A 13372-nucleotide genomic window follows, 5' to 3' on the forward strand; every position below is an offset into this window, starting at 1 on the left:
AATTTCCCAAAATCACAAAAAATTCTTCTTTGAAGCTTATAAATATTGATATAAACAGCAGATATCCTATAAAGAAAATTTAAAGCCTTCAGTGTAATTAATACTGAAGGCTTTAAGGCTTGATTAATTCATTAAAACCTTATCCTGTTACTCTTCCCTTAAATGACAACAAGCTCCAGAACCGTTATCTTTCTTCTTAGCACTTGCATTTTCTGCTTCTGCCCTAACTTTAATCAATTCGCCTACAATACTTACTGCAATTTCTTCAGGTGTCTCTGCACATATACTAGTTCCAATTGGTGAGTAAACACGCTTAATTTCTTCTTCTGTATATCCTCTGCTAAGCAATCCATTATAAATCTTATCTCTTTTGCTTCGACTTCCTATCATACCAATATATCTTGCATCACTTCTAAGCACCTGTTCTAAAACAATCTTATCATAAAGATGCCCCCTGGATACAATTACCAAATAACTATCCTCATTAATATGTAAATCAGGTAATTTATTAAAAGAATCAATTACCATAAGTTCTGTAGGTTCTGAAAATCTTGTACGGTTAGCATACTCTTCTCGATCATCTAATACTACAGTCTTGAAGCCTACAGTCTCACTTAATGGTGCAATTCTTTGAGATACATGGCCTGCCCCAAAAATATAAACTGTGCCTGCTGGTCTTAAAGGTTCTACTAAAAAACGTTGGTTATCTATTACTTCAGCATGAATAGATATTTTAGCTGGACCAGCTATGAGTTTTTCTAAAATATATGGATCACAATCAATGCTGCCAATAAGAGTTTTGTCTGATTTTACTATGCACTGCTGTCTTCTAAGACCATTTTTATTAGAATCAGTATCTAAAATTGTAATAAGCCAAGCCTTTTCTCTATTCTCCTGAATTTTTTGTACAGCTTCATAAACCACTTTGTTATTTTCATCATCAGCATCAATAAAATCTACCAATACTTCACCTTTACCACCACAAATCATATCCATTGCATCTACATCTTTGTTAGTTAAATCAAATGACTGCATTTTTGTTTCTCTAGATTTAAATGCTTCTAGTGCAAGTTTTATGGCATTTGCTTCCAAACGTCCTCCTCCTATAGTACCTAAAATTGAGCCATCTTCATGAACTACCATCTTAGCTCCAGCAGTACGTGGTGCTGAACCAGTTTTATCAAAAATAGTTGCAAGTACAAAGCTTTCCTTTTTATTTAAAAGATCTACCATTTCTTTATACAATTTTTTCATTTATATTTCCTCCACTTAATTATTATTCCTAATGCTAATATTCTATATATTCCATATAAATCCTTTATATATTGTGCAATTTTATCAGAATTGTTTTAAAACTTCGAAAAGGCAAAATATGAATATTTAAAGTTGAAAAACCACTTGAACATTACTTCAAAGTGGTTTTCAAATATATTTATATCACTAAATAAGCATTTAATTTTAAACTAACATAAAATTAATATGTTTCAACCTTTTTAAGATTCGTTATCATAATAAATATTGCAATTTGATAATGCATATTTTAGTGTTTCTTTATCAGAATCACTTACTTCATTGTTATTTAACCAAAGAGTTTTTAAATTATTTAACCCTTTAAGTGGATTTATATTGTTTATTTTACAATTAGACAAATTAAGGGATTTTAAATTATTCAATGTTTGTACAGCACTTATATCTTCAATTTCATTACTGTTTAAATTAAGAGTTTCTAATTTGGTTAATCCTTTTAGCTTACTTATATCACTAAATTCATTATAACTTAAGTTTACCGTTTCCAAATTTGTTAAACTACTTAGCACACTTATATCACTAATTTGGTTATTTCCTAAATCAAGAGTTTGCAAACCTGTTAAATTTTCTATTCCACTAATATCTTTTATATTCTTATGTGAAGCATTTAAAGATACAATACTTTTAACATCTGTTATATAAATATCTCCTGTTTCCTTATTTATCTTATCTCTTACTACTTTTTCTAAATTTTCATCTTTAAAGGTAACTATATCCTTTGAATCAGTAGAATCTGACATATTGAAATCTTTATCCGTAAGATTATCATAATATCCTTTTACAGGACTATAATCTGAAATTTGATTTTGAGACAAATAAAGAATCTTTAAATTAGTTAGCCACCTTAATTTACTTATATTGGTAATTCTATTATTGTTTAAGTAGAGCTCATTAAAATCACTTAAATACTGTAATGGAGTTATATCACTAACTCTATTATTCTGTAAATCAAGCTGCTTTAAATCAGTTAAATTCTGCAGCGGACTTATATCACTTATTTCATTGTCACTAAGCAAAAGTGTTTGAAGCTTAGTTAAGTTCTTCAATTCACTTATATCACTTATCTTACTTTGAGATAAATCAAGAAACTGTAAATTAGTTAAATTTTCTATTCCACTAATATCCTGTATTCCTTCAGCATAAGGCTTTAAAGACACAATTTTTTCAACATCACTTTTATAAATATCTCCTGATGGCTTATTTATTTCACTTCTTACTGCTTTCTCTAAATTTAAATCCTTAAACATTACTACATTGTCATCAGTAGAATCTATTAAATCAAAATCCTTATTAAGGATTTTATCGTAATATGCTCTTGTAGGACTATAATCTAAAATTTCATTTTGCCCCAAATAAAGAAGATTTAAATTAGTTAGCCCTCTTAATGCATTTATATTACTAATTCTATTGTTCTTTAAAGAGAGCTGCTGTAAACTAGTGAGCCCTTGTAGTGGTGCTATGTTTATTATTTCATTACTATTTAACAAAAGTGTACAGAGATAATTAAAATATTTTAATTCGCTTATATCGCTTATTTCATTGTTATTTAAATTAAGATAATATAAATTGTTTAATCCTCTTAATTCATTAATATCACTTATTTTATTTTGTGATAAATTCAACTCTCGTAAATAAGCTAAATACCTTAATACACTTACATGGCTTAATTGATTTTGAGATAAATTAAGAAACTGTAAACTAGTTAAATTTTCTATTCCACTAATATCATCTATATTGCTGCTGGAAGCATCTAAACTTGTAATATTTTCAACATCACTTTTATAAATATCTCCTGTAGTTTTATTTATATTATTTCTTATTACTTTTTCTAAATTCTTGTTTTTAAAAGTAATTGCATAACTAATTTTAATATTAAAATGAATTTTATATTCATTTTTTAACGATTTCCCTGATTTTGAGTGTGCATTAGCTCCAATATTTAATGTATAATTTTCTCCTGGTATATAACCACTTTGAGGTGGTTCTACCAAAAGTGTTTTATTGTCCTGACCTTGTTTAATTTCTACATCTACCTTATTTCCCTTAATATCAGTTACAGTAATACTATTTTTAGTTAGATCATCAAATCCAACTTCTCCAGTAAATTTTAAAGTCCAGGTTTTATTAGAGTCTACCATTTGTCCATCAATAAATTTTGCGGCTTTAACAACATTTGTTACAAATAGGCTTGTACATATAATACCCAATATAATGAATAATCTAAATTTTTTAATCATACATCTTATCCTCCTAATCTATATATTTATCTATTGTTTCTATAAATTTAAATTCAAAACAAAGTCAAATGATTTCTATTTTATTTAGAAAGAACTTAGCCTATCTTTTATTAACTTAATTTTAAGATATATAGCTCAAGATTTTTAATACAGATTGTATAATTGTATTATAAACCTTGTTTTTATTACTTTCCATAAATTTCATCCTGATTTTAATTTTATATTTAAAATTTTCATAAGTAAAAGCTATGAAACTAAGGATATTATCCCTAATTTCATAGCTTTATAAATTTTTTCAAGTTTTATTAACTTTTATCTTTGCAATTACTACATATTTAAAATGTTTTGTTTTTTATTAACCTAATTTACTCTTCTGGCTGTTACATAATCGTTTCTACTCATTGGTGATATCTTAATTACATCTCCTGTATGAGGTGCATGTATATAGGCACCATCACCTACATAAATACCCATATGATGAGGGTTGCTTCTGGTACCAAAGAACACTAAATCTCCTGGCTGCAATTGATCCCTAGATACCTCACTACCATCATTTATTTGATCATAGGTTGTTCTTCCTAAAGATACTCCAAAATGTGCATACACATATTGAGTAAAACCAGAACAATCAAATCCAGGACTTGGAGAAGTTCCACCCCAAACATATGGTGTACCTAGGAAATTGGAAGCATATGCAATAACATTATTACTGCTAGCACTAGTCGTAGTTGTTGTTCCTCTAGATAGCCTTGGAGCTGCGCTTCTTATATCTGACACTTGTTTCACTGCAGTACTCACTTGTACCTGCTCAGCAGCAGCATATAGCTTTTCTTGTTTTTTAGCTTCTTCAAGTAGCTTTTTCTGATTACTTTTATCTGAATTAAGTTGATTTAATTTCTTCTCATTATCAGATTTTAAAGCCAACAACCTATTGTTTTCATCAGTTAGCTTGTCCTTCTTTTGTGCAATATCAGCTTGCTTTGCCTTATATTCTGATATAATCCTATTATCAAAACTGATAATCCTTCTAACTGTATCAACTCTTGATAGAAAATCTCCAAAGCTATTAGCTTCTATAAGCATATCAATATATCCATTAGAACCACTTATGTAAATTGCTCTCATTCTTTTACTAAATAAATCCTGTGAATTTTTCATATCATTCTTAGATTTATCAAGTTCAACGGATACACTCTTTATGTCATTTTGAACTTTTAATATTTCCTTGCTGCTTTTATCTACTTTACTCATAGTTTCTTCTATTTGGTTATCTAATTTTTCAACGTTCATTTCTATACTTTCAACTTGTTGTTTAGAATTGCTTCCATTAGTTGAAGAAGGTTCTGCCATTACCGGGCTACTAGTTATCAATATTAATACACCTGCTGCTATAATCTTTTTCAATATCTTATTCAACATATCACTCCTAACTTAAATAAATCCTCATCAACCAAATTCTACTTTATTACTTTTGAAGAATACTACGACTGGTCTATATTATACATTTTTCTTATGAAGATTTTATGAAGATAATATATTATTCTTTTATTTTGTATAGAAATATTGTAAAATTAATACTTTCTCTGTTTTTCCTGGTCCATCTAATAATTCATTTGCTTGAGCCGCTTGTACTTGAAGTGAATCTGTGTCAAGATGAGTGTTAACTATTCGAAACACATTCTCTTGGAAACAAACATCGAGAGCAGACCATCCTCGTAAAATTGTAAATGTTTGTTTAGAAATGTTAATCTGAAAATTATTTTTAAAATTGGCCTCTTGCAATCCAATAATATCTGGTTTTTTTAAATCAATTTGATTAGCTATAACTTTAGCACGTTCTGGAAAATTAGTTGCAAGAAATTGACGAAACACTTGAGTTGCAAGTTCTGGAATTTGCTCAGCTGAGCAGGTAGTAAACAGTGGCGTTAATTCTGCACCTAAATAAACATTCCATGTCATAACAGAAAGCTTAACATTTCCTGTTCTTTTCAATCTATCCCCTTCTTTTTTACAATCATAATTTAGTATATGTCCTTATAATGTTTTTGTGAGTTTTGAATGCTTATTTAAATTTATTACTTATCTCCATATAATTCAATATCGTCTCATTTAAATCCATAATTTACATTTTTATCCACATAATCCACAACTTTATCCACAAGCTATACTTTGTTTTGGAAAAATTATTATTTCTAGCTTACCTTTTAGGCATTTTGAGACATGTCGCTTAAATATGCTGTATATTTTTAAAATATTTCATAAATTTAACATAGGGAAAAGTGAAATAATCAGCTTCCCCTATGTTTTTCAATTCTTCTTCTTTATACAAAACTTTTTAGTACTTTCCAAACTCTGCATCACTTAAAGATATTCTAGGCTTATTTGTAGATGCAGCTGCCTCATTATAAGATAAAGAATTATCTCTAAATTGTTTCCTATTTTCATTATTTGATGAGAATACAATGTTATTAGCTAGCGAACTGCCTCCTTTTAATTTAAACTTTCCTATCATATTCTTTAGCATTAATGCTTGACTTGAAAGTTCTTCACTTGCTGCTGCACTTTCTTCTGCAGTTGCTGAATTAGTTTGTACAACACTTGAAACCTGCTCTATGCCCTTGTTTATTTGAGCTATTGCTGTTGCCTGCTCATTTGAAGCTGCTGCTATTTCCCCAACTAAAATTGATGCCTTAGATACTCTAACCACCATTTCATCAAGGGATCTAGCAGTGTTATTGGCAATTTTTGTTCCAGATTCTACTTTTTTAATAGAACCTTCAATTAAATCCGTAGTTTGCTTAGCTGCACTAGCACTTCTTGCAGCAAGATTCCTTACTTCTTCTGCTACTACTGCAAAACCTTTACCATGTTGTCCTGCCCTTGCTGCTTCAACTGCTGCATTTAAAGCTAATATATTAGTTTGGAATGCAATATCATCAATAACCTTAATTATTTTAGAAATATTAGAAGATGCTTCATTAATTTCTTCCATGGATTTAAGCATATCCTTCATATGAGAATTTCCCAGTACAGCTCCATCTTTAACACTGTTTGCAAGTTCACTAGCCTGAGTAGCATTAGCTGCATTTTCCTTAGTTTGAGTTGCCACTTCTGTAATAGAAACGCTTAATTCTTCTATGGCACTTGCCTGTTCTGTAGCACCTTGTGAAAGGGCTTGACTACCATCCGAAACCTGATTTGAACCTCCAGAAACCTGATCTACAGCACGATTTATTTCTGTAAATACTTCATTAAAGGATTGAATTATAAGACTTAATGCATCTTTAATTCTGCTAAAATCCCCTTTATATTCATTATTAATTGACAACTGTAGATTTGAATTGGACATTTCTTCTAAAACCCCTGAAATTTCAGTTATATAAGAATATAATGAATCTATAGTATCATTTAATGCATTTTTAATCTTAGCATGTTCTCCTTTATAATCTCCTTTAACACGTACCTTTAAATTACCATTTGCCATTTCCTTTAATACTTCCGCTGACTCCTTCACTGGCCTTATTACTTCATCTAATGTTTTATTTACTCCTTCAACTATCTTTTTATAATCCCCATTATGTTTAGCTGCATCTGCTCTTACATCCAGCTTGCCTTCAACTGCTGCATCTACCAACATATTAGTATCACTTACCAATGATTTTATAACCATAATCATTTTTTTAAATGATTGTGCTAAGTTTCCAACTTCATCCTTAGAATCTATATCTATATCAATATTTAAATTGCCTTCTGAAATGCTATCTGCTGATTTAAGTAACTTTTTAATAGGCTTACTTATTATATTTGATATATAATATCCAAGTAATATTGATGCAACTACTGCAATTACTGCTATGATAATAAGTAATAATATTGTTTTATTGGCTGAACTTTCAGCTTTGTTATTTAATTCTGCTCCAGTAGTTAAATTCAGTTTTATATTTTCATCAATACTAGCTGAGGCTATAGCACCAATTGGAACTGCTGATTTCTTTAAAAGTTCATATGCTTCTGCTTTTTTATTTTCAATTGCTAATGCTGCAACCCGATCTCTAACAGCCTTGTAGTCATTTATAGACTTTTCCAATTTATTATAGTTTTCAAGATCTGTTTGATTTTGTATAGTTTTTTTAAAATCAGCTAAATTTTTCGATATTGTTGTATCATTATTGGATATTGTATCTTGATAGGTTTTATAATTATTGGGATCAGTTTCTATTATTAAATCCCTTACAGCTGCCCTAGATTGTTGAAATGATTCAACTATAAATCCCAACTGTCCTTGAGAATTACCATAATTGGTCATGATATGCTGAGAAGTTTTTTGAGTTGATTGAAGACTTAAAATACCAATTATCCCCATGAAGCCTGCCAATATTGCAACTGTAATAAATCCTAGTATTAGCTTTGAACTAATTTTCATGTTATAGTACCATTTCATAATTTGTCCCCCTTTGAATATTGTTTTTTACTTTTTTGCAATTGACCTACTTTTCTGAAAACTTCTTTTAAATTTTTCCTTTCATTTAAAATTGTTACAAATAGCATACTATAAATATTTTCACATTTCAACGAATTTTGATTAAATTTTATAATTATTCTTCTCTTTTTTTCAAAATAAGTTTATATCCTATAATAAAGTATAAATTTATTATATTTTTTCCAACACAATATTACCAAAAACTAAAAAAGTCTGTACCTTAAAAGATACAGACTTTGCTGTTATTTTAATTTATTTTCATAAGCTTCAACCATTTTTTTTACCATGTTTCCTCCTGTAGGTCCAGCCATAGCACCAATTTCTTTAGTTTTTAAATCTGCTACATACTTTTTATTTAAATCAACACCTAATTCATTTGCAGTTTCCATTTTTAATTTGTCAAGCTTACTTTGTGCCTCTGGAACTAAAGGTTTATTTGACATAAATACCTCCTCCTTTGTACTTTAACTTTATTAACATTTTATTTTATGTAGTTTTATAAAAAATTAATCTAAAATATTTGCCTAAAAATTAAATTTTAATTTTTTATGCAGAAAACATATTGACTTTACCATTATGGTAAAGTTTAAAATATAATTAATCACTTCGAAGGAGATTAAAAATTTAGGAGGTTTCAAATGTATACTATAGGACAATTTTCGAAAATTGGAAAGGTTTCAACAAAAATGCTAAGGCATTATGATAAAATTGGATTGATAAAGCCTAGCTTTGTAAATCCTGAAAATCAATATAGATATTATGAAAGATGCCAAGTTAAAGACATTCTAAAGATAAATAAGCTTAAAATATACAAATTTTCCCTAGAGGAAATAAAACAAATTATTGAAGATAAAAGTAATGAAACTTTAAAAAAATTACTACAAAAACAAATAGATTATATTACAAATGAAATACATCAAAATAATAATATTTTATTCGAATTAGAAACTTGCGTAAAAAGTTTGAAGAAAGGTGATGATATAATGACTTCTAAGAGGAGCTTTAAAATTTCAATGGATAATTTAGATGACAAATTAATTTTAAGTTTAAGGGACAGAATTTCAATGGATAATATAGCAAGCTTAATTGGACAGGTTTTTGAAAACATATACCAAAATAACCTAAAAGTCTGTGGAAATATAATGACTATTTATTATGATGAAGATTTTGATGAAAGTAATGCAGATATAGAAGTTTGCATACCTGTAAATAAGAAATTTGAAACAAATTCTATGAAAACAAGGATTTTAAAAGGAGGCTTGCATGTCCATACTACCTTTATAGGTGCATACAGTGAAATTGGAGAAGCCTATGCAGAACTTACCGACTGGATTGAAAAAAATAATTATGAAATAATTGGTGCTCCTTATGATAAATATATTAAGGGTCCAGATTCCAAATGTAGTCCTGATGAATTTGTAACTGAAGTATATTTTCCAATTAAACAAAAATAAATATCATTAGGTTGCTGCATTAACTAATTCATATACAATATATTGAAATATCCATTTTTAACGCAGCAACCCTTCTATTTCACATGCATGCTTATAAATCATGGGCTTTCAGGTTCTTTAGGTGGTGTAGGCTCTTTAGGACCTGTAATTGTAAGTTTGCTGGGACTGCTTTTGTTATCTATACCTGAATTCTTACTTTCTACTTTATCTGACTTATCTGCATTTTGCTTATTTGTATTTGGTGTACTTACTTTTGATTCTTCTGTTTTTTGTGTATTCATTTTTGAAGTATTGGCCTTTGATGTATTTGTAGTTTGTACATCTGTTTTTGAATTACTGTTTTTTGATGTTCCCGCGCCCTGCGTTCCTGTATTTGATGTATTCACTTTTGAAGTATCTGATTTCTGACTGTCTGATTTTGTTGTATTGGACTTTCCTTCATCTGACTTTTGTGTTTCAGTTTTTGATGTACTAGCCTTTTGCTGAGAAGCACTTTTATTACTAGAACATGCAGAAAAGCAAAATAATAAAGATGCCATAGTTATCAAGCCAGTTAAATATTTAATTATTTTTTTCTTCATATGTACTCCCTCTCTTCTAAGCTACATTATAAATATTCTACAAACTTACATATAATCCTTCATTATTATACAAATAACTATCAAACTTACTTTACTCAACATTCACAGTTTAAAATTATGCAAAAGTTGAGTTACCTTACATTTAATGTTATAATAAATTACACATAGAGAAAATAATGTAAATATTTTTTAAAAATTGGAGGTTTACATATGAATAATTGTGCAGACATTATATCTACAAGCAATTCAATTAATAAGAAAAAAATATCAAATGCTGCTAAAAACTTAAAAGGAGACTCCTTTGGTAGTATTTTTAATAAAATTGTCACTGATAAAATTGCCAATTCAATAAAACAAAACTCAACAATTACATCAAATTCCTCTCCTCAAGAACTAGGCGAGGATTTTAGAAAAAATTTAGAAGAAGAAATGAATCAAAGGGTTGATGCTGCTGTAGAAAGATTGGCTAACTTTTTTGGAGTTGGAAAACATTTAATGAAAGCTATATTACAATCATTACATATTGATCCTAAAGGTTTACTTGATCCATCCCAGAAAAAAGATATAGTGGAAACTTTAGTGAAAAAATTTGGATTAGACAAAAATAAAGCAGAAGCTCTTACTAATCTAATAACTGACTTTCATAAATAATTATCTTACTATATGAAGAACTAAAGCAATTGCTGTAAAAGTATAGATTTTAACCAGCTTATAAAAAGTAAGCTGGTTTTAATTTACTTCTTAATTTCTTTATATTTTGATCTATTTTTATCTTCTGGATTTATGTATTCAAAATCTCCATTTGAATTTTTTCTTATTCCTAATTTTGCATACTGATTACTCTTTGTCTTACGCTTATTTACCACACTTACCACCTCTATTAATTATTATGTTCAACAGACAAAAAATTATTTATCTCATATTGCTAATGTACAATTCTTATAAAAAGTAAAAGCCAGCAGCTTTAATTTTCTGCCAGCCTTTTCCAAGCACTATCTGTAATGGATTAATACATCCATGGATAATATGGATAATATGGATAAGGATAATAATATGGATAGTAATATGGATAACTGTAGAAGTTATAATATGGATAAAATCCACCAAATCCTCCGTGATGGAATCCTCCATGATGCATTCCCCCGTGATGCATACCACCGCCATGCATTCCTCCATGTGCAGGTCTATAGAGATCATCGAACATACTAAAAGTTGGCTGCTCGCCTTCTTCTCCCTTCTGCATTCCAGCTTGTGGAAGAGTTTGCTGCATCATGGCATTTTCCTGCATTGGAGCTGTGCCTTGCATAGCAGGATTTACTCCCATCATTGGGTTTTGTCCCATCATTGGGTTTTCTCCCATCATTGGATTCATGCCCATCATTGGATTAGAATACATAGGATTAGAATACATTGGCATATAACCTTGCATCATTGGACAATTGCACATCGCTGAACCTGAGCATGAACATTCCCTTTCGAAATCTTCACTCTCATTAACTTCTCTAGTGTCGGAATTCTTTTCTTCCATATTTTACCTCCAGTAAAGTTTCTTCATTAACTATTATATTAAGAAATTTTTAAATTGTGACTATTTAATTACATTTTTTAAAATAAAATTATATTAATACCTCAATAGTGCTATATCATTTATTTTTAAATTTTTGTATCAATTACTTCATAATTAGAATATTTTATAACTGTATGAATAATAAATAAGGAGTTAAGATACAACTATGGCATATCTAAGAACCCCAGCAAATAACATGTTAAATGCAAATCATCCACCAATGATGAATTGCATTCCACAAGAAACCATAATAAAAAACGTTAGATTGGCAGCTGCATACGTTCCATATCAGAGACTTTGCACCATTTTTCCTCCTATTGAAGCTTTAATGAAAGGAACTGTTTTCCCAGAACTCTTTAGTCCATATAATAAAATGGAAAAAAGATATAATTCTTTTGATAACCTGCGTGATAAATGGAGTCCAGAAGATAAAATGGGCAGAATGGAGCTTTTGAAAAAAATCACTGCCACCAATTTTATGAAAGAAGATCTTTCTTTATATCTTAATACCCACCCTATGGATGGAAATGCTTTGGCAAAATATAATTTTTATGTAGCCCAATGCAAAAAATTAACAGAAAAATATGAAATGCATTATGGTATGTTAACTGAGCATGGCTCTTCCAGTCCAAATCCATGGCAGTGGATAAATGAACCTTGTCCATGGGAATACGATGCCAACTTTGAACTTAATGGGGAGGGGATGTAGCATATGTGGACATACGAAAAATTCTTGGAATATCCTATAAAAATTAAAAATCCTAATCCTAATATGGCAAAAACTATTATAACTCAATATGGCGGCCCTGACGGTGAATTAGCTGCATCATTAAGATATTTAAGTCAAAGGTTTACTATGGTAACTCCACAGGCTATAGCAACTTTAAATGACATAGGAACAGAAGAATAAGCACCATAATGTTATAAGTTATTATATTTCTCAATTTACAATATAAATTATTAAAGCACTTAACTTTCATCTTATATTAACATATTTAAATATTTTTCATTTTAAATCAAATCTTTAGTATATTTATCTTTTAGCTTATGATTTTATTCTAATACATATTGACTTTAAATATCCTTTCCAAGTGTTCTTGCAGATCTTATACACTTCCATCCAATAAGCGTTACTCTTTCAAGTATCTTTCTTATATCTTCTGATGTCTTATCCTTATATTCTTCATCACATATTTTTATAGTTGTATTCCCAATTTTATATTCCTCTATGATATTTTTATAAGAATCCTCTGTAGACATTTAGATCACCTTAAAATAGAATACTGTACTTATTAATTTATGAATCTTGTAAGTTATGTGTGATTTTATAGTACAATTAATAAAATCACCACCACTGTAACAAATACTGCGCATGGAAAATAAAACCACACTTCTGTAGATGAAAAAAAGCAGTTTATAAATGTTGTCTTTTTCGTATTGTGTTTTGCTAATATCTTCATTGAAAAATCAATATCCTTTTCATCTCTTTCACGAACATCATCAAATAAATTTCTATATTGGCGTTCTAATTTTAAATAGTATGTGTCCAGTATCCAGAAAAAACCAACTGGTATATATGCTATAAATGGATATACCAGTTTACTATCCTTTATTGATAATGCAAAAACTCCAGTTATCAGTGTCACTGACCAGCTTTTCAATTTAAATGAGTTAGATGCCATACGTGTTATATCTGTTTCAATCATTTCTAAATGCTTGATTTTCTTTTCAGACATTTTTATATG

General features: G+C 29.1%; 14 protein-coding genes and 1 pseudogene. 4 read left to right on the top strand and 11 right to left on the bottom strand.

The window, feature by feature from the left end; genetic code table 11:
* Nucleotides 1-147: 147 nt before the first annotated feature.
* The 6 genes from Q6H37_RS16635 to Q6H37_RS16660 all read right to left on the bottom strand — a co-directional run bounded on the left by Q6H37_RS16635 (nt 148) and on the right by Q6H37_RS16660 (nt 8468).
* Complete coding sequence (locus tag Q6H37_RS16635) at nt 148-1254, bottom strand: XdhC family aldehyde oxidoreductase maturation factor (RefSeq protein WP_318734172.1); 1107 nt, start codon at nt 1252-1254, stop codon at nt 148-150.
* 239 nt (nt 1255-1493) lie between these two features.
* Complete coding sequence (locus tag Q6H37_RS16640) at nt 1494-3545, bottom strand: leucine-rich repeat domain-containing protein (protein ID WP_318734174.1); 2052 nt, start codon at nt 3543-3545, stop codon at nt 1494-1496.
* A gap of 360 nt (nt 3546-3905) precedes the next feature.
* The gene (locus Q6H37_RS16645; RefSeq protein ID WP_412523865.1) at nt 3906-4961 is read right to left on the bottom strand and encodes an NlpC/P60 family protein; all 1056 of its coding nucleotides are present in this window, start codon (nt 4959-4961) and stop codon (nt 3906-3908) included.
* 129 nt (nt 4962-5090) lie between these two features.
* A complete protein-coding gene (locus tag Q6H37_RS16650; RefSeq protein ID WP_318734177.1) occupies nt 5091-5537 on the bottom strand; it encodes a hypothetical protein in 447 nt (148 codons plus the stop codon).
* A gap of 343 nt (nt 5538-5880) precedes the next feature.
* Nucleotides 5881-7986 carry a methyl-accepting chemotaxis protein gene (locus tag Q6H37_RS16655; RefSeq protein WP_318734179.1) on the bottom strand — a complete coding sequence of 702 codons (2106 nt, stop codon included), beginning with the start codon at nt 7984-7986 and terminating at the stop codon, nt 5881-5883.
* A gap of 281 nt (nt 7987-8267) precedes the next feature.
* Entirely contained in the window at nt 8268-8468 is a 201-nt protein-coding gene (locus tag Q6H37_RS16660; RefSeq protein ID WP_318734181.1) for an alpha/beta-type small acid-soluble spore protein, read from the bottom strand.
* Nucleotides 8469-8663: 195 nt separating this feature from the next.
* Between Q6H37_RS16660 and Q6H37_RS16665 the strand changes: the two genes are divergently transcribed.
* On the top strand, nt 8664-9479 hold the full coding sequence (locus Q6H37_RS16665; RefSeq protein WP_318734183.1) for a MerR family transcriptional regulator: 816 nt from the start codon (nt 8664-8666) through the stop codon (nt 9477-9479).
* Nucleotides 9480-9577: 98 nt separating this feature from the next.
* Here the strand turns inward: Q6H37_RS16665 and Q6H37_RS16670 are convergent, their stop codons facing one another.
* Complete coding sequence (locus tag Q6H37_RS16670) at nt 9578-10060, bottom strand: cell wall anchor protein (RefSeq protein ID WP_318734185.1); 483 nt, start codon at nt 10058-10060, stop codon at nt 9578-9580.
* 210 nt (nt 10061-10270) lie between these two features.
* Here Q6H37_RS16670 and Q6H37_RS16675 point away from each other — a divergent pair, with 210 nt between their 5' ends.
* A complete protein-coding gene (locus tag Q6H37_RS16675; RefSeq protein ID WP_318734187.1) occupies nt 10271-10711 on the top strand; it encodes a hypothetical protein in 441 nt (146 codons plus the stop codon).
* A gap of 83 nt (nt 10712-10794) precedes the next feature.
* Here the strand turns inward: Q6H37_RS16675 and Q6H37_RS16680 are convergent, their stop codons facing one another.
* Together Q6H37_RS16680 and Q6H37_RS16685 are read right to left on the bottom strand one after the other, a co-directional pair.
* Nucleotides 10795-10926, bottom strand: coding sequence for a hypothetical protein (locus tag Q6H37_RS16680; protein WP_007060355.1), 132 nt, complete (start codon nt 10924-10926; stop codon nt 10795-10797).
* A 140-nt stretch (nt 10927-11066) separates the two neighbouring features.
* Nucleotides 11067-11588, bottom strand: a complete 522-nt coding sequence (locus tag Q6H37_RS16685; protein WP_318734196.1) for a hypothetical protein — start codon at nt 11586-11588, stop codon at nt 11067-11069.
* A gap of 205 nt (nt 11589-11793) precedes the next feature.
* Here Q6H37_RS16685 and Q6H37_RS16690 point away from each other — a divergent pair, with 205 nt between their 5' ends.
* Together Q6H37_RS16690 and Q6H37_RS16695 are read left to right on the top strand one after the other, a co-directional pair.
* Nucleotides 11794-12336: a spore coat protein CotJB gene (locus tag Q6H37_RS16690; RefSeq protein ID WP_318734198.1), complete on the top strand. Its 543-nt coding sequence runs from the start codon at nt 11794-11796 to the stop codon at nt 12334-12336.
* Nucleotides 12337-12339: 3 nt separating this feature from the next.
* A pseudogene (locus tag Q6H37_RS16695) lies at nt 12340-12534 on the top strand (manganese catalase family protein); the annotation flags it as partial.
* A gap of 167 nt (nt 12535-12701) precedes the next feature.
* Here Q6H37_RS16695 and Q6H37_RS16700 read toward each other — a convergent pair.
* Both Q6H37_RS16700 and Q6H37_RS16705 read right to left on the bottom strand, forming a co-directional pair.
* Nucleotides 12702-12887: a hypothetical protein gene (locus Q6H37_RS16700; protein WP_318734201.1), complete on the bottom strand. Its 186-nt coding sequence runs from the start codon at nt 12885-12887 to the stop codon at nt 12702-12704.
* 65 nt (nt 12888-12952) lie between these two features.
* Entirely contained in the window at nt 12953-13363 is a 411-nt protein-coding gene (locus Q6H37_RS16705; RefSeq protein WP_318734203.1) for a hypothetical protein, read from the bottom strand.
* Nucleotides 13364-13372 lie beyond the last annotated feature (9 nt).

The organism is Clostridium sp. JS66, from assembly GCF_033561535.1.
Classification (GTDB): domain Bacteria; phylum Bacillota; class Clostridia; order Clostridiales; family Clostridiaceae; genus Clostridium_AM; species Clostridium_AM carboxidivorans.